This window comes from Rhodococcus sp. (in: high G+C Gram-positive bacteria), from assembly GCF_049299235.1.
Classification (GTDB): domain Bacteria; phylum Actinomycetota; class Actinomycetes; order Mycobacteriales; family Mycobacteriaceae; genus Rhodococcus.
This window is the reverse complement of the sequence record NZ_JBAQXC010000225.1, coordinates 1-21315: the sequence shown is the minus strand read 5'-3', so window position 1 is coordinate 21315 and position 21315 is coordinate 1. Positions and strand designations below refer to the sequence as shown.

17 protein-coding genes are annotated in these 21315 nt (G+C 66.5%); 7 read left to right on the top strand and 10 right to left on the bottom strand.

Going from position 1 to position 21315, the window contains the following annotated elements; genetic code table 11:
- Positions 1–20 precede the first annotated feature (20 nt).
- On the top strand, positions 21–1352 hold the full coding sequence (locus tag WAX14_RS13015) for an FMN-binding glutamate synthase family protein (RefSeq protein ID WP_422628479.1): 1332 nt from the start codon (positions 21–23) through the stop codon (positions 1350–1352).
- A 238-nt stretch (positions 1353–1590) separates the two neighbouring features.
- Positions 1591–2238 (top strand): helix-turn-helix domain-containing protein, encoded by a 648-nt coding sequence (locus tag WAX14_RS13010; protein WP_422628478.1) that lies wholly within the window; start codon positions 1591–1593, stop codon positions 2236–2238.
- A gap of 46 nt (positions 2239–2284) precedes the next feature.
- Here the strand turns inward: WAX14_RS13010 and WAX14_RS13005 are convergent, their stop codons facing one another.
- Positions 2285–3139, bottom strand: a complete 855-nt coding sequence (locus WAX14_RS13005) for an SDR family oxidoreductase (RefSeq protein WP_422628477.1) — start codon at positions 3137–3139, stop codon at positions 2285–2287.
- A gap of 123 nt (positions 3140–3262) precedes the next feature.
- Positions 3263–4603, bottom strand: coding sequence for an ammonium transporter (locus WAX14_RS13000; protein ID WP_422628476.1), 1341 nt, complete (start codon positions 4601–4603; stop codon positions 3263–3265).
- 182 nt (positions 4604–4785) lie between these two features.
- On the opposite strand from WAX14_RS13000, the gene WAX14_RS12995 reads away from it, so the two are divergent.
- Both WAX14_RS12995 and fdhD read left to right on the top strand, forming a co-directional pair.
- Positions 4786–7098: an FdhF/YdeP family oxidoreductase gene (locus WAX14_RS12995; RefSeq protein WP_422628475.1), complete on the top strand. Its 2313-nt coding sequence runs from the start codon at positions 4786–4788 to the stop codon at positions 7096–7098.
- Positions 7098–7928, top strand: coding sequence for a formate dehydrogenase accessory sulfurtransferase FdhD (gene fdhD / locus WAX14_RS12990; RefSeq protein WP_422628474.1), 831 nt, complete (start codon positions 7098–7100; stop codon positions 7926–7928). Before WAX14_RS12995 ends, fdhD begins: the two co-directional genes overlap by 1 nt.
- A 44-nt stretch (positions 7929–7972) precedes the next feature.
- On the opposite strand, the gene WAX14_RS12985 is transcribed toward fdhD, so the two are convergent.
- The 5 genes from WAX14_RS12985 to WAX14_RS12965 all read right to left on the bottom strand — a co-directional run bounded on the left by WAX14_RS12985 (position 7973) and on the right by WAX14_RS12965 (position 14152).
- A complete protein-coding gene (locus WAX14_RS12985; RefSeq protein ID WP_422628473.1) occupies positions 7973–8629 on the bottom strand; it encodes a PaaI family thioesterase in 657 nt (218 codons plus the stop codon).
- Between the two features lie 67 nt (positions 8630–8696).
- The gene (locus tag WAX14_RS12980) at positions 8697–9902 is read right to left on the bottom strand and encodes a lipid-transfer protein (RefSeq protein ID WP_422628472.1); all 1206 of its coding nucleotides are present in this window, start codon (positions 9900–9902) and stop codon (positions 8697–8699) included.
- A gap of 11 nt (positions 9903–9913) precedes the next feature.
- On the bottom strand, positions 9914–12103 hold the full coding sequence (locus WAX14_RS12975; RefSeq protein WP_422628471.1) for an acyl-CoA dehydrogenase: 2190 nt from the start codon (positions 12101–12103) through the stop codon (positions 9914–9916).
- A 129-nt stretch (positions 12104–12232) separates the two neighbouring features.
- Entirely contained in the window at positions 12233–13396 is a 1164-nt protein-coding gene (locus tag WAX14_RS12970; RefSeq protein WP_422628470.1) for a steroid 3-ketoacyl-CoA thiolase, read from the bottom strand.
- A gap of 138 nt (positions 13397–13534) precedes the next feature.
- On the bottom strand, positions 13535–14152 hold the full coding sequence (locus tag WAX14_RS12965; protein WP_422628469.1) for a TetR family transcriptional regulator: 618 nt from the start codon (positions 14150–14152) through the stop codon (positions 13535–13537).
- 235 nt (positions 14153–14387) lie between these two features.
- Between WAX14_RS12965 and WAX14_RS12960 the strand changes: the two genes are divergently transcribed.
- A complete protein-coding gene (locus tag WAX14_RS12960; protein WP_422628468.1) occupies positions 14388–15203 on the top strand; it encodes an SDR family oxidoreductase in 816 nt (271 codons plus the stop codon).
- Between the two features lie 43 nt (positions 15204–15246).
- On the opposite strand, the gene WAX14_RS12955 is transcribed toward WAX14_RS12960, so the two are convergent.
- Together WAX14_RS12955 and WAX14_RS12950 are read right to left on the bottom strand one after the other, a co-directional pair.
- Positions 15247–16347, bottom strand: a complete 1101-nt coding sequence (locus WAX14_RS12955) for a DUF7064 domain-containing protein (RefSeq protein WP_422628467.1) — start codon at positions 16345–16347, stop codon at positions 15247–15249.
- A gap of 3 nt (positions 16348–16350) precedes the next feature.
- Entirely contained in the window at positions 16351–17496 is a 1146-nt protein-coding gene (locus WAX14_RS12950; RefSeq protein ID WP_422628466.1) for a phosphotransferase, read from the bottom strand.
- Between the two features lie 327 nt (positions 17497–17823).
- Here WAX14_RS12950 and WAX14_RS12945 point away from each other — a divergent pair, with 327 nt between their 5' ends.
- Complete coding sequence (locus tag WAX14_RS12945; protein WP_422628465.1) at positions 17824–18474, top strand: TetR/AcrR family transcriptional regulator; 651 nt, start codon at positions 17824–17826, stop codon at positions 18472–18474.
- A 43-nt stretch (positions 18475–18517) separates the two neighbouring features.
- On the opposite strand, the gene WAX14_RS12940 is transcribed toward WAX14_RS12945, so the two are convergent.
- On the bottom strand, positions 18518–20110 hold the full coding sequence (locus WAX14_RS12940; RefSeq protein WP_422628464.1) for an acyl-CoA synthetase: 1593 nt from the start codon (positions 20108–20110) through the stop codon (positions 18518–18520).
- A gap of 191 nt (positions 20111–20301) precedes the next feature.
- On the opposite strand from WAX14_RS12940, the gene WAX14_RS12935 reads away from it, so the two are divergent.
- Positions 20302–21225: a 3-oxoacyl-ACP reductase gene (locus WAX14_RS12935; RefSeq protein ID WP_422628463.1), complete on the top strand. Its 924-nt coding sequence runs from the start codon at positions 20302–20304 to the stop codon at positions 21223–21225.
- The last annotated feature ends 90 nt before the right edge of the window (positions 21226–21315 follow it).

The following is a 21315-nucleotide window of genomic DNA, read 5'->3' as shown; positions in this document are numbered from 1 at the left end:
GCTTCCGAGGAGATATTCCCATGACCACGTTCTCGCCCGGACTTCGCGAATCGGCCACGTTCGACCGCGGTGTCATCCACGAAATCCAGCGCGCCGCCGAGACCGGCATCTACGACATCCGAGGCTGGGGTGCCAAGCGCGCGCTCCCGCACTTCGACGATCTGCTGTTCCTCGGTTCGTCGATGTCGCGTTATCCGCTGGAGGGATATCGCGAGAAGTGCGACACCGATGTCGTCCTCGGTGATCGGAATGCCAAATATCCTCTGCACCTGGACATTCCGGTCACCATCGCGGGCATGAGCTTCGGTGCGCTGTCGGGCCGGGCCAAGGAGGCACTCGGGCGGGGCGCAAGCGAGGTGGGAACGTCGACGACCACCGGCGACGGCGGCATGACACCCGAGGAACGCGGACAGTCCAAAAACTTGGTGTACCAGTATCTTCCGTCACGATACGGCATGAATCCCGACGATCTGCGCAAGGCCGATGCCATCGAGATCGTGCTCGGTCAGGGCGCGAAGCCGGGTGGCGGCGGCATGCTCCTGGGACAGAAGATCACCGAGCGGGTCGCCGGGATGCGTACCCTCCCGGTCGGCATCGACCAACGCTCGGCGTGCCGGCACCCGGACTGGACCGGCCCCGACGACCTCGCCATCAAGATCATCGAATTGCGTGAGATCACCGGCTGGGAGAAACCCGTCTACATCAAGGTCGGCGCAACCCGCACCTACTACGACGTCAAGCTGGCCGTCAAAGCGGGCGCCGATGTCGTCGTCGTCGACGGCATGCAGGGCGGAACCGCCGCGACGCAGGACGTATTCATCGAACATGTGGGCATCCCGACCCTCGCCGCGATTCCCCAGGCGGTGCAGGCACTGCAGGAAATGGGTGTGCACCGCACCCCCGGTGGCGTGCAACTGATCGTGTCCGGTGGCATCCGGTCCGGCGCCGACGTCGCCAAGGCGATGGCTCTCGGTGCCGACGCCGTCGCGATCGGCACCGCCGCACTGATCGCACTGGGCGACAACGATCCGAAATATCAGGACGAGTACGCCCGCCTCGGTTCGGCCGCCGGCTTCTACGACGACTTCCAGGACGGCAAGGACCCGGCGGGCATCACGACCCAGGACCCCGAACTCCAGGCCCGCTTCGACCCGGTCGAGGGCGGCCGCCGGCTGGCGAACTACCTGCGGGTCCTGACGATGGAGGCCCAGACGATCGCCCGGGCCTGCGGCAAGTCGCACCTGCGCAACCTCGAGCCGCAGGACCTCGTCGCCCTGACCATCGAATCCGCCGCGATGGCCCGGGTCCCGCTCGCCGGCACCGACTGGATCCCCGGCCGCACGAGCTTCTGACCCCGTCCCCCAAGCCTCCCGCTCCCCCTCCCGAGCGAATGTATCGCTGGCTCCGGTCAATCGACTGAGTGGTACATTCGCTCGGTTTTTGCTGCCCTCGGCCACCCGCAGTAGCGCCCACCCCGTTCCCGAGCGAATTTATCGCTCACTCCAATCAATCGACCGGGCGATACATTCGCTCGATTACCGTCGCGCCCGACCGTCCACCAACAGTGGACGGTCGGTTAGGCTGAGCGCCATGAGCAGCCCCGATCGGCCTGTCCTGCGTGACGGTTCCGGACGCGAAGTTCCCCGCAACAGCCCCACCGGGGTCGATCTCGAACGTGCCATCGCCGGGCAAGTCCGCAAGTTGCGGCTGGCCAGTGGGCTGTCCGTCGGCGACATGGCCGCCAAGGTCGGCATCTCCAAGGCGATGCTCTCGAAGATCGAGAACGCTCAGACCTCGTGCAGCCTGTCGACCCTCGCACGTCTCGCCGCCGGACTCGACGTGCCGGTGACCTCCTTGTTCCGTGGCGCCGACACCCACCGCGAGGCAGTGTTCGTCAAGGCCGGAACCGGTGCCGAAATCGTCGGCCGCGGAACCCGCGTCGGTCACCACTACGAACTTCTCGGCGGCCTGCGCGGACAGCACAAACGCCTCGAACCCGTCCTGGTCACACTGACCGACGCGAGCGAGGCGTTCCCCTTGTTCCAGCATCCCGGTACCGAACTGCTGTACATGCTCGAGGGCGAGATGATCTACGGTCACGGCGAATCCGAGTACCACCTTCAGCCGGGGGACGCGTTGCTCCTCGACGGCGAGGGTCTGCACGGCCCGAATGCGCTGGTGGCCCTGCCCATCCGGTTCCTCGCTGTTACCGCGTATCCCGACAACCACCAGGATTAGCGCCGCGCGGCATCTCCCGAACCGGTATCCGGCCCAGAACCGGTGCTCAATCCAGGAACAGGTCGAGTTGCAACTCCCCGTCGCCGTCGCCTGCTCGATATCGGTCGAGATCGGTGATTCCGGCGGCGGCGAGCACTTCGTCGTCGATATAGAAGTTTCCGGTGGCTTCCGTGCTGGGAGAGGTCAGTACCAGGTATGCCGCATCCGCATAGATCTCAGGTGTGCGGGACGCGTTGGCCATCTGCTCACCGCCGAGCACATTGCGCACTGCGGCGGTCGCGATCGTGGTGCGTGGCCACAGCGAGTTCACACCGATGCCGTCGCCTTTCAGCTCCTCTGCGAGGCCGAGCGTCGTCAAGCTCATACCGTATTTCGCGATGGTGTACGCCAGCGCCCCACCTGCCCATTTGGGTGACAGATTCAAGGGCGGCGACAGTGTCAGGATATGCGGGTTGCGGCCGGCGTCCGCGGATTTCCGCAGGGACGGGATCGCCGACTTCGAGAGCAGAAACGTTCCGCGACAGTTGATGTCCTGCATGAGGTCGTATTTCTTCATCGCGATCCGGTCGGTCGAGGACAGGTCGATCGCCGACGCATTGTTCACGACGATGTCGATGCCCCCGAATTGGTCGACGGTCCGGCGCACCGCCTCCGCTACCGCACCGTCGTCACGCACATCCCCCACGAACGGAAGCACCGTGCCGCCCGCCTGCTCGAGTTCGGTGGCCGCGGTATGAATCGTGCCCGGCAACTTCGGGTTCGGGGTGTCGGTCTTGGCGATCAGCGTGATATTCGCACCGTCCTGCGCCGCACGCAGGGCGATCGCCAGGCCGATGCCGCGGCTGCCACCCGACATGATCATGGTTTTTCCGGCCAGTGGTTCGGTGCCCGGTGCGCTCATGGGGACTCCTCGTCGACTGCCGTCCGATTATGCCCGTCCGATCACCGCGCCGGGGCCGAAACGGTGTGGGTCCCCTCCCGCCGCGGTTGCGCGACGACAGGGGACCCGCACCGGCCGTTCGACCTACTTCGTTCCGGGGACGACCACCTCACGATCGGGTGCGAAGTCCTCCGGTCGCAACTTGGACGGCGTTCCCGAGCTGAAACTGTCCATGACGTAGGCCGTTTCGCCGTGGACCGGGACGTCGATGCCGGTGATCTCGGTTTCCTTGTCGACTCGAAGGCCGATCGTCTTGTCGAGGGCCTTCGCGATCAGCCAGGTGACCGCGAAACTGTAGGCGAACACAGCGGCCATTGCGACGACCTGGCGGCCGAGGAAGTCGATGCCGCCACCGAAGAACAAGCCGTCGACGCCGGCCGGAGCAGCCGCCGTCGCGACGAAGGCGATGAGGGTGGTGCCGACGACACCGCCCATGAGGTGAATGGCGACGACGTCGAGCGAATCGTCGTAGCCCAGCTTGAATTTCAGGCTCACGGTCAGGAAGCACACCGCGCCGGCGACGAATCCGATGAGCAGCGCCCCGAGCGGGGACACCAGGCTCGCGGCGGGGGTGATACCGACGAGCGCGGCGATCGTGCCGGAAATCGCACCCAGGGTGGTCGCGTGCTTTTCGCGGATGCGCTCGACGAGCAGCCAGCCGAGCAGGCCCGCCACCGCGGCGATCAACGTGTTGAGGACGACGACGCCCGCGGTGTGGTTGGCCCCACCCGCCGAACCTCCGTTGAAGCCGAACCAGCCGAACATGAGGATGCCGCCGCCGAGAACCACGAGGGGCAGGCTGTGCGGCCGGGCGACGTGCGGAAAGCCGCGCCGTTTGCCCAGGGCTACGGCGAGGGCCAGGGCTGCCACACCGGCGTTCATGTGCACAGCGGTGCCGCCGGCGAAGTCGTGGGCGCCGAGCGTGTTGGCAATCCATCCGCCCGTGGTACCGGCATCTTCGTCGTCGAATGCGAACACCCAGTGTGCGACCGGGAAGTACACGAGCACCACCCAGATCGCGGAGAACGCCATCCACGCGGAGAATTTCATGCGGTCGGCGACCCCGCCGGCGATGATCGCGACGGTGATACCCGCGAAGAGCAGGTGGAATGCCGCGATGAGTGCGGCCGGGATGCCGCCGGCCGGGTCCGGTTCGAGTAGCGACCCGAGGCCGATGTCGGTGAACGGGTTGCCGATGAGTCCGAGGCCACCGACGCTGTCGCCGAGGACCGCGGCCGGGCCGAAGAAGACCCACACCACGCCGGCGACTGCGAAGCCCCCGAGCACCATCATGATCATGTTGAGTGCGCTCTTGACTCCGAGCATGCCGCCGTAGAACAGCGCGAGCCCCGGAACCATGAGTGCGACCGCCGTGAATGCCGCGAGAACCCAGGCAGTGTCGGCGGCAGCGATTGCCTCTTCCATACGTGTCCACCTTGTCCGGTCCGGAGGGGAAATCCCTCGACATCTATCGGCGAATGTCTTATGTCGTTCATCACCGTCCCCTCAGAGTGAACGGGTCGTGTAAAACGCGGCGGCGCCCGCGGTGAACTTCTCGTTACACACCCGGGTGGCCGAACAGCAGTGGTGCAGGCCACTATGGACACATGGCGAAAAAGGCACCCGTGGACGACATCGACGAATCGGCGCTCTCGGTCACCGGTGCGAAGGACCACGCGGCCGGGGTGCCCGCGGTCCTGGTATCGCTGCACCGCGCGTACGAACAGATGGGCGTGACACGCACCGCCGCGACGCTCACCCGCCTCAACCAGCGGCACGGATTCGACTGCCCCGGCTGTGCCTGGCCGGAGACGCCGGGGCATCGCAAACCCGCCGAGTTCTGCGAGAACGGCGCGAAGGCGGTCGCCGAAGAAGCGACCCTACGTACCGTGACCCCCGAGTTCTTCGCGCAGCATTCGGTCACCGAACTCGCGGGCATGACCGAATACTGGCTCGGACAGCAGGGCCGGATCACCCACCCGATGGTGCTGCGCCCGGACCAGAGCCATTACCTCCCGATCTCCTGGGACGACGCGTTCGAGATGATCGCCGAACACTTGCGGTCGCTGCCGTCGCCCGACGACGCCGTCTTCTACACCTCCGGCCGCACCAGCAACGAGGCCGCGTTCCTCTACCAGCTGCTCATCCGCAGCTACGGCACCAACAACATGCCGGATTGCTCGAACATGTGCCACGAATCGTCCGGCAGCGCGCTCGTCGACTCGATCGGCATCGGCAAGGGCTCGGTGACGGTGCCCGATCTCGAGCAGGCCGACCTGATCCTCATCGCGGGACAGAACCCCGGCACGAATCATCCGCGGATGCTCTCGACGCTGGAGAAGGCCAAGGGCAACGGCGCGAAGATCATCGCGATCAACCCGCTCCCCGAGGCCGGGCTCCGCCGATTCAAGGATCCACAGAAGGTCAACGGGGTACTCGGTCACGGTACCGACATCGCCGACGAATTCGTCCAAATCCGGCTCGGCGGCGACATGGCGCTGTTCCAAGGGTTGGGCCGGCTCCTCTTCGAGGCCGAGGACGCCGTACCCGGCACCGTCGTCGACCGCGCGTTCGTCGACCGGCACTGCGCCGGGTTCGACGACTACGAAAAGCACATCCGTGCGGTCGATCTCGACGAAGTACTCGAAGCCACCGGCGTGACCGAGCAGCAATTACGTTCTCTCGCAGCTGATCTCATCTCGTCGACGGGTACCGTGATCTGCTGGGCGATGGGCCTGACCCAGCACACCCATGCGGTCGCGACGATCGCCGAAGCCGTCAACGTGCTGCTCGCCCGCGGCATGATCGGCAAGCCGGGTGCCGGCGTCTGCCCGGTACGTGGGCACTCGAATGTACAGGGCGACCGCACTATGGGCATCTGGGAGAAGATGCCCGAGGAGTTCCTCGCGGCACTCGACACCGAATTCGGAATCGTCAGCCCCCGCCGTCACGGCTACGACACCGTCGACGCGATCCGGGCGATGCGCGACGGCCACGCCTCGTTCTTCATGGCGATGGGCGGCAACTTCGTCTCCGCGACCCCCGACACCGCCGCGACCGAGACTGCGCTGCGCAACTGCGAGATGACCGTCCAGGTGTCCACGAAACTCAACCGCAGCCACGTGGTGCACGGGCACACCGCCCTGATCCTGCCGACTCTCGGCCGCACCGACCTCGACGTCCAAGAATCCGGCAAACAAGTTGTGTCGGTAGAGGATTCGATGTCGATGGTGCACCTGTCTCGCGGTAGGCTGCATCCGGTCTCCGATCACCTGCGCAGTGAGGTCGCCATCGTATGCGGGCTCGCGCGAGAACTGTTCGACGCCGAACATCCGGTGCGCTGGAAGGCATTCGAAGGAAACTACGACCTGATCCGCGACTCGATCGCGCGGGTCGTCCCGGGCTGCGAGGACTACAACACGCGGGTGCGTCGTCCCGACGGATTCCAATTGCCGCACCCGCCACGGGATTCACGCGAATTCACCACCCACACCGGCAAAGCCAACTTCGCGGTCAACCCCCTCGAATGGGTGCGGACCCCGCCCGGACGGGTGATCCTGCAGACCCTGCGCAGCCACGACCAGTACAACACCACCATCTACGGCCTCGACGACCGGTACCGCGGTGTCAAGAACGGCCGCAAGGTGATCTTCCTGCATCCCGCGGACATCACCGAACTCGGCTTCGCCGACGGCGATCTCGTCGATCTGATCTCCGAGTGGACAACGGCGGACGGCGCCGTCGAGGAACGACGGGTCCACGATTTCCGCATCGTCCCGTACAGCACACCGCGCGGCAATGCCGCCGCCTACTACCCGGAGACGAATCCGCTGGTGCCGCTCGACCACGTCGCGGACAAGTCGAACACCCCGGTGTCCAAGGCGATCACCATCCGACTCGAGAAGCCCGGAGGGCTCTGATGGGCCGGGTCACCGCGCGGCGGCCGGTCCTGCGGATCACCCCGGAGGGCCGGGCCCGCCGGCCCGACACCCTCGCCGTCGAGGAACCCCTCGAGATTCGGCTCGGCGGCCGGTCGTTGACGGTCACGATGCGCACCCCCGGCCACGATGTCGAACTCGTGCACGGGTTTCTGCTCAGCGAAGGCATCATCGGGCACCGTGACGACATCGTCACCGTCCGGTACTGCAACGGCGTCGACGAGTCCGGCGCGAACACCTACAACGTGCTCGACGTCGCACTCGCCGCCGGTGTCGCCGTCCCGGACGGCGCGGGCATCCGCGCATTCCCCACGACATCGGCATGCGGTGTGTGCGGAAAGCAGTCACTCGAGCAGGTCCGGACCCGCACCCGCTTTCCGCTCGGGTCCAATGCGGTCGAGGTGACCGTCGATGCGCTCGCGTCGATGCCCGACGCCCTGCGCAGGCAGCAGAAGATCTTCGACACCACCGGCGGTCTTCACGCCGCGGGCCTGTTCACCCCGGACGGGGCGCTACTCGTGTTACGCGAGGACGTCGGCCGGCACAACGCCGTCGACAAGGTGCTCGGGTGGGCGCTGACCGAGAATCGGGTACCGCTGTCCGACACGATGCTCATCGTCAGTGGTCGCGCCTCGTTCGAACTCGCCCAGAAGTCCGTGATGGCCGGAATCCCGGTGCTCGGGGCGGTATCCGCACCGTCGTCGCTGGCGGTGGATCTGGCCGCGAACGCCGGCCTGACACTCGTCGGGTTCCTGCGCGGCGGCACCATGAACATCTACACCGGCGCCGAGCGGATCAAGAGCGAGCCCTGACGCCGGCGGCAAATCCGCCGCCGGCGTCGGAGCAAGATCCGGTGTTATCGGGGGCGCGGAATTGTCTTGTCGACGAACAGGGCCTCCACGGACACACAGATCGTGCCGTCTGCGGTACTGATATCGCCGACCGTGTTGATCTTGCGGCCGTCCTGCGATTCGAGCCGGCCACGCACCGTGAGCGGCTCGAACAGTGGTGTCGGACGGTGGTAGCGCACGTTCAGTTGCGCGGTCGCGCCGCTGCGTCCGGCCCACGCGTTCGCAACCCCGAGCGTGTGATCGAGCAGCAACGCGGACACCCCGCCGTGCACGTGTCCGGGCGGCCCCTGATAGGGCAGAGTCAGGGTGACGACACCGTCGACCGAACCGTCGTCGCGGCCGGACAGGACCAGCGGCGGAGCGACCGCGTTTTCCGGGCCGCACACCGGGTCGTGCCGGGTCACACCCTCGCCGTGCCACATGTCGATCAGCCGCTCCGCGACGTCCGGGGCGTGTTCCTCGAGGTGCTCGGCGATGTTGTCGAGTTCCTCGGCGACCCGTTCGAGGTTCGCGTTGGTCCGGTCGGTGCGCAGCAACGCGTTGACGATGCGCCGGGCCGCGGCGCTCGCCCGGTCGACGGGGGTGTCCTGCGGCGCCGACGTCAGGACGGTGCCGTCCGGGGACCTGCCGACGGTGGGCTGTGTTTCCGGATCGACCTTCACCGGGCCTCCATCACGTCACGAATCGGTGCGGCAGTCGGCGCCGCGGTCACGTCGATCGGCATCGCTGCTACGACTCCTCCGACAGGGTTCCGGATCGGTACAGCGTGACGACGCACGCACCACCGGGACCCAGATTGTGTTGCAGCGCAATGGTCGCGCCGTCGACCTGGCGGGGGCCGGCAATGCCGCGCAGTTGCCAGTTGAGCTCCGCGCACTGCGCGAGACCGGTCGCGCCGAGCGGATGTCCCTTCGAGATGAGTCCACCGGACGGGTTGACCACCCACCGGCCGCCGTAGGTGGTGGCACCGGACTCGACGAGGGCGCCGCCACCGCCGGGCGCGCACATACCCAGTCCCTCGTAGGTGATGATTTCGTTGATCGCGAAGCAGTCGTGCAGTTCGACGACGTCCACGTCGTCGATCGTCAGCCCGGACTGCGCGAACACCGACTCGGCAGCGGCCTTGGTCATCGGGGCGCCGACGACGTCGATCATCGACTTCTGCGCGAACGCCTCGGCGCTGTCGGTGGTCAATGCCTGTGCGACGATCTCGATGGCCCGGTCTTCGAGTCCGTGCTCACGAACGAACTTTTCGCTCACCACGATTGCGGCGCCGGCGCCATCGGAGGTCGGCGAGCACTGCGACCGGGTGAGCGGCGTGTGAATCATCTTGTCGCCCAATACCTGGTCGAGGGTGTATTCGTTCTGGAACTGCGCGTACGGATTGTTCACCGAATGCTTGTGGTTTTTCACTGCGACCGCGGCGATCTGCTCTGCGGTGGTACCGAACCGTTCCATGTGCTCGACGGCAGCATTGCCGAACAGTTGCGCGGTCATCGGCCCGCCCGCCCAGCCGAACTTCTCGACCATGATCTTCAGGTGATCGTCGAGGGTCGTGACCTTCGGCATCTCTCCGGTGCCGGTCATCGACGTCTTGGTCATCTTCTCGAACCCGACGGCCAACGCGCAGTCGACGAATCCGCCCTGCACCCATTCTCGGGCCATCATCAGCGCGGTCGACCCGGTGGCGCAATTGTTGTTGACGTTGACGATCGGAATTCCGGTCAAGCCGGTTTCGTAGAGGGCACGCTGCCCGGCGGTGGACGCGCCGAACACGTAACCTGCTGCGGCGCGCTGAATTTGCGAGTATTTCAGGCCGGCGTCCGCGAGTGCCTTGCCCACCGCTTCGGTGACCATGTCGGGGAACTCCCAGTCCCGCGACTCGATCTTCACGAATTCGGTCATGCCGACGCCGACCACAAATGTACGGTTCATCGCTGTACGGTTCACTTTCCGGGTTCGGGATCGCGCGGCAGACCCAGGATCCGCTCGCCGATGATGTTCAACTGGACGTTCGTGGTTCCTCCCGCGATGGACAGGCACTGCGAGTTGAGGAACATCTGCGTTGCCGACCGGCGGCTCTGCTCACCGAGCAGCGAGCCCGGTCCACCCCAGTCCATCGCGACTTCCCACACCTGCTGCACGTGCTCGACGCCGAGCAGTTTCGCAATCGACGACTCCGCGCCCGGCTGTGCGCCGGTCAGCGACCGCAGCGTGGTCCGCAATCCGAGGAGACCGCCGGACTGCGCGTCGCACAGCACCTTACCCAGAACCGTGAGCTGCTCGGCGTCGACCCCGCCGGGGAATTCGGCGGCGAGATCGAGCAGTGCCTCACCGCCGGAGCCGAGCGACGAGTCGTGGGACAACGAGACCCGTTCGTTGGCGAGGGTGGTGCGGGCCAGCTTCCAGCCGTCGCCCGGTTCCCCGACGAGGCAGTTGTCGGGGACGAACACATCGTCGAAGAACACCTCGTTGAACAGTGCCTCGCCGGTGATCTCCCGCAGTGGGCGGATGTCGAGGCCCTCGGTGTTCTTCATGTCGATCAGAAAGTACGACAGACCCTTGTGCTTGGGCACGTCGGCGTCGGTGCGGGCAAGGCAGATCCCCCAGTCCGCTTCCCTGGCCATCGATGTCCACACCTTCTGGCCCTGCAGTTTCCATCCGCCGTCGACCTTGACGGCCTTGGTGGTCAGGCCGGCGAGGTCCGAGCCCGCGCCCGGCTCGGAGAACAGCTGGCACCACACGATGTCGCCGCGCAGCGACTCCGGGACGTAGCGTTGCAACTGGTCGGCGTTGCCGTGCGTGATCAGGGTGGGCACCACCCAGTTGCCGATGATCATGTCGTGCGGCTTCAGGTCGGCGGTCCGCAGTTCCTCCGCGATCACCAGTTGGGTGACGGCGTCGGCGCCCTTGCCCCACGGGCCGGGCAGGTGTGGTGCGGTGTAGCCCTGCTCCGCGAGGTAGGTCTTCTGCTCGGTCCCCGACAGTTCGGTCGCCTGCGCCAGCTCGGCGCGGATGTCCGCGCGGATCTGCTCGGCTTCCGGCGGCAGTTCGACGCTGAGCACACGGCGGACACCGGCCAGGGTCAGACCCGCGACCCGCTGCCGCCACGATGCGGTGGAGCCCAACAGGATTCGCAGCGACTGCGCTCGTCGAAGATACAGGTGCGCGTCGTGCTCCCAGGTGTAGCCGATGCCACCGAGAATCTGGATGCAGTCCTTGGCGACCTGGAACGCGGCCTCCGGTGCGACGGCGGCGGCAACGGCGGCGGCCAACGACGACTCGTCGGCGGGAACGTCTTCACCGAGCGCCCGTGCGGCGTCCCATGCGGTGACACGTGCCTGTTCGGTCTGGCTCAGCATCCGCGCGGCCTTGTGCTTGACACCCTGGAACTGGCCGACGACCCGGCCGAACTGCTGCCGGACCCGCGCGTAGTCGGCGGCGGTCGCGGTGGCCCACTCGGCGATACCGGCAGATTCGGCCGCGAACAGGGTCGCGGCGAGATCGAGCACCCGCTGCGCGTCGAGTTCCAGCACGTCACCGGCGTCGAGGACCAGACCGTCGACAGTGATCTCCGCGTTGCGTCGGACCATGTCGTGGCTCGGCAGATCGGTGATCTCGAGTCGGTCGCGGCGCACGGTGACGAACGCGAGCGCGCCTGCGTCGTCGGCGGCGAGGAGGAAGATGTCGCCGATCTGCCCGCCGAGCACGAAGTTCGAGGTGCCGGACAGGGTGGCGACGGCGTCGTCGCGGGTGATCCGCAGACCGCCGGGTTGCAGGGCGAGGGCTCCGAACGACGAGCCGTCGGCCAGTGCCGCCAGTTCGTCGGTACGGCCGGCCGCGTGCAGGACTGCGGACACGATCACGGTCGGCAGGAACGGTCCGGGCACCATCGAACGCCCGAGTTCCTCGGCGACGATCGCGGTTTCGAGCAGCCCGAAGCCTGCGCCGCCGACCTCTTCGGGAAGGTGCAGTCCGAGCATGCCGAGTTCGGCGAGCGAACCCCAGTAGTCGGGGCGCGTCTCGGTTTTCGCGTCGACGGCGGCGCGGATCACCGCGGGGGTCGCGTGCCGCGCGGCCCAACCGCGCACGGAATCGCGGAGTTCGCGGTCCTCGTCACTGAGTCCAATGGTCATGAGCGGGCCCTTCGATCGGAAACGTATGGGATTTTCGCCGCCCGTTCTTCCGAGCGAATGTATCGTTCGGTCGATCTGATGAAGCGAGCGATACATTCGCTCGGATGGGGGCGGCGGGGGCGCAGCGGTCTAGATGCGCTCGATGACGGTGGCGGTGGAGAGCGCTCCACCCGCGCACATGGTGATCAGCGCGGTCGAGCGGTCGGAGCGCTCGAGTTCGTGCAGGGCACTGGTGATGAGGCGGGCGCCGGTGGACCCGACCGGATGGCCGAGTGCGATGGCGCCGCCGTTGACGTTGACCTTGCTCATGTCGGCGTCGAGTACCTGAGCCCAGGACAGCACGACCGACGCGAATGCCTCGTTGATCTCGACGAGATCGATGTCCGACAACGACATTCCGGTGCGTTCCAACACGTCCCTGGTGGAGTCGATCGGGCCGTCGAGGTGGTAGTACGGGTCCGAGCCGACCAGGGTGGACGCGAGGATCCGGGCGCGTGGACGCAGTCCGGCTTCGCGCGCCGTGTCCTCGCTCATCAGCAGGACCGCGGCCGCGCCGTCGCTGACCTGCGACGAGTTGCCCGCGGTGTGGATGCCGCCGTCGATGACCGGTGCGAGTCCCGCCAGTCCTTCGGCGGTGGTGTCGCGGAGGCCTCCGTCGCGGGTGACGGTCGCGACCTCACCGGTGGGGACTCCGTCCTTGGTGACGACGGGTGCGTCGACCGAAACGATCTCGCGGTCGAACCGGCCCTCACTCCATGCCGCGGCGGCGCGACGCTGCGATTCCAGCCCGAACGCGTCGACGTCGCCGCGTTTGATTCCGCGGTGGGCGGCGATGCGTTCGGCGGAGGTGAATTGGTCGCCCATCTCGATGGTCCAGTCGTCCGGGTACGGGTTGCCGGTGCCGGGCGCGTTGGCCTGGCCGAGGAACACCCGGCTCATCACCTCGACGCCGCAACCGATGCCCGCGTCGATCTGCCCGGACGCGATGAGGCCGGCGACCATGTGAACCGCCTGTTGGGAGGAGCCGCACGCACAGTCGATGGTGGTCGCGGCAGTCCGGTACGGGAGACCCGCGTGCAGCCACGCCTGCCGGGTGACGTTGTTGGACTGTTCGCCCGCCTGGGTGACGACGCCTCCGACGAGCTGGCCGATCCGGTCGGCGGGCAGGCCGGTGCGCTCGAGGAGCGCCTGCTGCGCGGCGCCCAGCAGCACTGCGGGGTGAACCCCGGACAGTTGTCCGCGCCGGCGCCCGATCGGCGTTCGTGCGGCCTCGACGATGACGACTTTGCTCATGCCCACTCCCTCACACGACCCCGAATACTGAAATTTATTCTATTTCGGTGGACGGACCGGGTTCCGGCCAGTCCCACCGAGCGGGACCGAACCTGGCACACCGCCGCACAACCTGCGTGGACGATCGAGGCGGAACGGTCAGGACGAAGCGACAGCCAGGTCGTCGAGCAACTTTCCACAGGCGACCCGCAGATCGGACTCGATCTCCGGAATGGACGTACGACCGTTCAGCGCGGATTGCACGAGACCGAACCACAAGGCCACGACCAGCCGCAACGCCGTGACGTCCCGCGCGGTGGGCACGTCGATCCCGGCGGCGTCGAGAAGGAGCCGTTGGAACTGCCGGTCGATCTTCGCGACATCGGGAATCGACGCCGCGTTCGACGTCGCAGCGGACTGGATCATCGCTGTCGCCAGCAGCGGAGTGCGCAACAGGGCTCGGGTGGCTTCCAGCAGTGCGTCGTACACCGCCGCCGAACCCGACGCCTGACCGTGCGAACGCCGCGAGAGCGACGTCCCCATCCGGTCGATCTGGTCGACCATGACGGCAACGAACAGGTGCGTCTTGGACGGAAAGTAGCGGTACAGAGTGCCGATGGCCACCCCGGCCAGCTTCGCCACTTCCAGCATCTGGACGCGTTCGAGATCGTTTTCCGCGCCGAGTTGCGCCGCCGCCCGCAAGATCCGGGCGTGTCGCGCGCGCTGATCCTCCGAACAAGGTTCGGCAGCGTCGCGTGCGCTCGCCAGTCGCGGCATCGCCCGCCCCCTCCTCTACTCCGGACGAAATCGAACGGATATCGTCCCATCCCACGCTTCGGAGCGATACCCGCGTTCCGGTCAGTGAGAGCGGCGTCCGGCACCTCCCGACGTCGGCGAGATCTCTTGTGGCACTGTACGAATTTACCGAGATTTCCGATGAGTGTTGGTAGCGTGCACGCACCCCCGGCGCAACCGGCCGTCGGGAATGCCCGGTACCAGCGAGGAGTACCTCATGCCCGACTTCTCCGGCAAGACCGTCGTCGTCACCGGATGCTCGTCCGGCGTCGGCGCCGCGACCGTCACCAAACTCGCCGCGCGGAACGCCACCGTCATCGGCGTCGACCGTGTCCGGGGCAGCGACGACGCCGTCGCACAGATGGTGCTGGGCGACCTGTCGACACGGGACGGAGTCCTCGCGATCGCCGAGCAGATCACCGGCCCCGTCCACTCGCTCGTCAACAATGCCGGCGTTGCCGCGACACTGCCGTGGCGCACCGTCCTGTCGATCAACGCCCTCGCCCCGCGCGACCTCACGCGGGCCCTGCAACCGAAATTCGCTCCCGACGCCACGGTTGTCACAACCGCGTCGCAGGCCGGGTTCATGTGGCAACAGCACTACAGCCTGCTCAACGACTTCCTCGCGATCGACGACTGGGATACCGCGCTCGACTCGTTCGCCGACTACCCCGGTATCGACGGGGCCTGCTACAGCTTGTCCAAGGAAGCAGCGATCATCTGGGCGGGCAATCTCGCCGTCGAAGGCAAAGCCCTCGGCCTGCGCTCGAACAGCGTCTCCCCCGGTACCGTCGGCACACCCTTGCTGACCGACTTCACCGCCACCATGGGCGCCGCGGTCATCGACGGAGCGGCGGCCTGGGCCGGGCGCCACGGCCGCGCCGACGAGATCGCCGACGCCCTGCTGTTCCTCGCATCGTCCGAGTCGACGTGGATCAGCGGTGCGGATGTTCCCGTCGACGGTGGCTTCGGCGCCTACGTGCACCGGACGTTCATCGCCCCGGCACTGGCCGCGACGGCCACGGACGACTGACGGACCCCGAGGAGTTCCCTCGAGGTCCGTCGGTTTCGGCTGCTTACGGAGCCATATCGAGCCAGCCGGTGAAGCCCGACGGGTCATGACGTCCCATGACCGCGTGCTCGAACATTCCCCAGCCGACCTGCCCGTCGATGGTCGCCTTCGCGACGTGATCGATGGTCGAAAATGCCAGCCGGCCGAGGAAATCCGGGCTGGTGGTGTCGACCACGGACGACGACGACCAGTTCTCGCCACGCCATTCGCCGTGCGTCCACTCCGGGTCGCCGCCGTAACCGGCGCCGTGACTGAGCGAAATGAAGCCGAGATTCTCGACGTCCACGACGAGCGGCTCGCCCTTCGGCGTCGTCAGGTGCAGACGCGCGGACTCCGGATGCCGGGTGCCGCTGCGGTAGTTCACCTCGACGCGCGGCCAGCCGAGCTGCTCGACGCGGCCGTCGGGGAACACGCGGGTCGCGTGGTTGAGGGTGCGGTGCCCGTCCTGGGATTCCTGCACGATCACCATCAGCGCGAAGTCGTCGAAGCGCAGCGGGACGTACGTCCAGTAGTGGCCGCCCCGATTCTCGTACGTCCAGCGGCCCTGCGGGTCCGCTTCGCCGACCGGACGGATCCCCCACGAACGGTCACGGGTACCCAGCCAGGTCTCGGGATCGACCGCGAAGTCCTTGCCCTGCACGGTCACCGTGCCGGACCACGTGCCGACCTGCGCGAACCGCGACGCGTCGAGGATCGGACGCGGACCGGACATCAGGATGTGCGCTTCCTCGAGCACCGCGGGGAACGAGCCGTCCCACGTGATGTCGCACGACAACTCGTCGTGCTCGCAGATCATCCGGATCTTCTGCAGCGGCTCGATGACTTCGAGTCGGTAGCCGCCGACCACGCTCTCCATCGAACGCTCTTCGAGCGCGTCCGAGAACCGCACCGCAACCTGGGAGTCACCGTGCCGCACGGTGACGAACGCGTCGGTGACACTCAGGTTCGGGTAGACACCGAAACCGGAGATCAAGAAGATTTCCCCGGTGCGGTCGTGCGCGTTGAAGTAGTTGCGGTCGTAGAAGTTCCGGTCCGTAGACGACACCCGTGCCATCGACAGCGGCGACTGATGCACCGGAAATTCGTCGAGCTGAACTGGTTTCATCGGCTATTTCTCCCAATCGTACGAATCGTCGAGCAGGTCCGTGAGCATGCTCCGGTGGAGCACGTAGTCGTCGAGGTCGGCGGGGGCTTCCATCTCACCGAAGTGCACGCGCCGACGCATGATCTGAGACATCACGATGCCGTGCCGCAGCGCGGCATACACCAGGTAGAAGTCGAGGTCGCGAACCTCGACGCCGGAGATCTTCTCGTACTCGGCGACGACGTCCGCGCGGCGAAGGAAGTTCGGCAGGCCCGGCATCGAGAACTGGACGGCGATGTCCTGGAACATGCGGTGGAAGAAGATGAACCAGCCGAGGTCCAGTTCGCGGGGTGCGAGCGCCGCCGATTCCCAGTCGAGTACCGCAGCGGCATCGGTGCCGTCGTACATGATGTTGCCGATGCGCGAATCCCCCCAGCACAGCACGCTCTCGGACGGCTCGGCCGGCCAGTTGGCTTCGAGCCATTCGAACGCGCGCTCCAGCACCGGGATGCGCAGCCCGTCGTCGCGGCGAGTCCATTCGTAGTAGGCGCGCTCGCCGTCGAAGTGCCTGCGCAGGTCCGACCGGTCGTCGGCTGCGGCCAGACCCGGGAGTTTCGACGCGGGATCTGCGATCGCGTGGATGTCGGCGATGATCTGCACGCTCGTGCGCTGCACTGCCGCACGGGTGTCGTCGTCGGCGTCGTGCAGCCATCCGGCGAAGACGTACGGCGGGTTGTCCACCGGCACATTACCTTCGGCTCGGTCCATCACGAGGAATGGGCGGCCGAGCGGTTCGGTGGACGGCTCGACCCACCGGACGTTCGGAACCGGGACACTGCCATGGTCACGGACAGCGGCCATGACGTCGAATTGCCCCTGCAGGTCGTAGCCGGGGAACACCGGGAACGAGTCTTCCTCGGGAGCGAGCCGGACCACGAGCTTCGCGGTGTGTTCGTGTCCGCCGTGAGTCCAGTCGAGGTCGAAGAGAACCGAGATGCTCGACATACCCGAGTGTCCGGGGCGGTCCACGTTGTACACGCGCGGTGGAGTGTCGGCCTCGAGTCGGTCACCGAGCCAGCCCTGCAACTGCTCGCGCAGTGTGTCCAGGTCGGTCTCGGTCGTCTTGATTTCTTGTTCCGCGCCTTCCGGCACCACATTCTCTGTGGTCATCCAGATACCTCCCGTTGTCTGCGAAGCGATCTCAGCGGCTCTGCGGATCTCCGGGGCGCCTCTCACGACACGTCATGCGCTGTGGGCATATCGACTCGACACGCGCCACAATTTCACACATCCCCGGAACACCGAAGCTAAAGATAGACGCTAGTCCAAGTTTTGGGAACATGTTCGTCCGGACGTTGCTGCCGGTTTCGGCTCCGGCCAACCAGGGACACGAGATCTGCCTACCTGCGGACGGGGACGGGTTGCGCCTTCTACCCTGGCAACAGCGCCGCGCCCCGCCCGAACGAGGTGCCCGGCGAAAAGAATTGGGGAGAGAGCATGAGTGAGCACACGACACTCGGACGCCGCGAACGCAACAAGCAGCAGACCCGACTGCGGCTGCTGGATGCGACCCGGCACCTGTTCGCCGAGCGGGGAGCCGCCGGGGCAACCATCGAGGACATCGCCGACCTGGCCGGTGTGTCCCGCGCGACGGTGTTCAACTACTTCCCGAGCAAGGACGACCTGATCGTCGCACTGCACGCGAGTCATATGGACGCACTGGCGGCTCTGATCGACGACCTGCTCACGCGCCCCCTCGCCACGGCGGAACGAATCGTCGCTGTCTTCGACGACTTCGCGCGCGAATCACGCAGACATTCCGAGTACATGCGTGCGTTCACCGGTGAAATCGAACGTGACCTGGTCACCCCGTCCACCAGCGCCGAACGCACCCGGCAGTTCGAGGACCAGATGCTGCGAATTCTCGAACCCGGAATCGAACGCGGCGAGGTCCGCACCGACTACCCGCTGCCGTTCCTGGCGCAGATGGTCGGGGCCGTGTACGTCTCGACGGTGCGCCACTGGCGTCAAAACCTCGACGACGACACCGAAAACTTCTACCGAGCAGCATATTTCGCGGCCGACTCGCTGGTACCGCGGAAACTGATACCGGGGAAACTGATACCGGGGAATGCAGAACGGGCGTGATCACCGGTGGTTCGCCACCTGCGATCACGCCCGTTCGCGTCGTCTACTTCTCCGATTCGAGTGTTGCGCGCGCCCAACGGTAGTCGGCCTTGCCCGCGGGAGACCGCACGATCGTGTCGACGCCGACGAGCATCCGAGGAGCCTTGTAGCGGGCGATCCGGTCGGCGACGTGGGCAATGAGGTCGTCGAGTTCGGGTACCTCGTGGCCCTCGCGCGGCTGGACGACCGCGCCGACACGCTGCCCGAAACGCTCGTCCTCGACGCCGGCGACCAGCACGTCCATCACCGCCGGGTGGCTCTTGATGGCCATCTCGACCTCTTCGGGATACACCTTCTCACCGCCGGTGTTGATGCACATCGAGCCGCGGCCGAGCAGCACGATCGTCCCGTCCTCCTCGACGCGGGCCATGTCGCTGAGGATCGACATCCGCACGCCGTCGATGACGGGGAACGTCGCCGCGGTCTTCTCCGCGTCGCCCCAGTAGCCGAGCGGCACGTGGCCGGCGCGGGCAATGTAACCGATCTCCCCGGAGCCGGGTTCGATCGGCTGCATCCGCTCGTCCACCACCTTGACGTTCGGCTTGGGGGCGATCCGCATCAGACCGTCCTCGCCGATGGCGAGGTCACCGTCGATACCGGACTCCGACGACCCGAAACCGTCACGGATCAGCAGATTCGGCAGGAGCGCCGCAAGTTGCTCACGCACGTTCTTGGAGAACAGCGCCCCACCGGATCCGACGACGAACAGCGAGCTCAGGTCGAATTCGGAGCCGTGCTCGGTGATCGCATCGACGAGCGGGCGGGCCATCGCGTCGCCGACGATCGTCATCGTCATGACCCGTTCGCGTTCGATGAGCGAGAGCACTTCCTTCGGTTCGAACGCGGGCACCACGACCTGCGAGGTACCGAGGCAGAAGGCACTGAACATGCTGTACATCGCCGCGCCGTGCATGAGCGGTGCGGTCAGCATCCAGGTCATCTCGGGCATGTTCGAGGCCTGCGCCGTGACCGATGCGATATCGGGGTGCGGATCGCCCATCGGGTTGCCGCCCGCCATCGCCGCGTAGAAGAAGTCCTCGGCACGCCACATCACGCCCTTGGGCATGCCGGTGGTGCCGCCGGTGTAGATGATGAACTGGTCGTCGCCGCTGCGCTCCGGGAAGTCGCGCTCGACGGATTCCGCGGCGGCGGCCCGGTGGAAATCGACAGTCGTCGCGGTTCCCCAGTCGACGTCCGCGTGCGCTCCCACCGTGACGATGTGCCGGACCGTCGGCGTGCGCGGCAGCACTGCGGCGGTCGTCGGCGCGAACTCGCCGTCGACGAACACGCCGGCGAGTTCGGCATTGGAGAACAGGTAGGCCAGCTCGGCATCGACATAGCGGTAGTTGATGTTGATCGGGACGGCCCGGACCTTCAGGATCGCCAGAAGCGCTTCGACATACTCGGTGCTGTTACGCATGTACAGACCGACGTGTTCACCGGCGGTGATACCCGCACCGGCGAGGTGATGGGCGACCCGGTTGGATGCCGCGTCCAGTTCGCGGTAGGTGAGACGATTCTCCCCGCAGATGATCGCGACACGATCGGGAATGGTGTCCGCGATCGCCTCGAAAAGGTCGGCGAGATTCATCGACATCGAGCTTCCTTCTGACGCAGTAGTAAGTACTCTTTCGACACGGTGCCATCAGTGCATGTCGTGACATCCACCACTCCCGATGAGTGGGATGAGCGTCGACACGGCATCCCCCTCAGCCCACAACTAGAATGAATACTAATTTTGCCGGTTCGGCTACGGACGACGGCAACCACACGCACAGGAGACAACGCATGGGTGAATCAGTCAGCTTGGCCGGCCGCACCGCCGTCGTGACCGGAGCGGGTGCCGGCCTCGGCCGCGCCGAGGCCCTGGGGCTCGCTGCCGCCGGTGCCGCCGTCGTCGTCAACGACATGGGCCAGGCCGCCCACGAGGTCGCCGAAGAGATCGTCGCGGCAGGCGGACAGGCCGTCGCGGTGACCGGTGACGTCTCCGACTGGTCACTCGGAGGGCGCCTCGTCGACGAGGCGGTGAGCGCATTCGGTTCCCTCGACATCCTCGTCAACAACGCCGGAATCCTGCGCGACAAGATGATCTTCAACCTGTCGGAATCCGACTGGGACGACGTGATCCGTGTTCACCTGAAGGGTCACGCCGCAACCTCGCACGCGGCCGCCGTGCACTGGCGCAACGCCAGCAAGGCAGCCGGTGCCCCGGTCTACGGGCGCGTCGTCAACACCTCCTCCGAGGCGTTTCTCTTCGGGTCTGCCGGGCAACCGAACTACTCGGCTGCCAAGGCCGGAATCACCGCGCTGACCCTGTCCACCGCGCAGGGCCTCGCACGCTACGGTGTCACCGCCAACGCGATCTGCCCGCGCGCCCGCACCGCCATGACCGCCGAGGCATTCGGTGAGGCCGAGGCTGCCACCGGCGGACTCGATGCCCTCGCCCCCGAGCGCGTCGCAACGCTCGTGTCGTACCTGGCCTCCCCCGCCTCCCACGAGATCACCGGTCAGGTGTTCGTGGTCTACGGCAAGATGGTCGCGCTCATGGCGGCGCCGAAAGTCGAAAATCGTTTCGACGCAGCAGGGTCCGCGTTCACGGTGGACGAACTCGATGAGCAGCTCTCGTCCTACTTCACCGGCCGCGGCAAGTACGAGACGTACTCCGCCTACAGCATCGCCGAACTCGAGAAGGCCGCACTGGCCGTCGACTGACGACTACACCGACTGAGACAACACCGACTGAGACAACACCGACTGAGACAACACCGACGGCCCCCGGCGGATGCCGGGGGCCGTCGATGT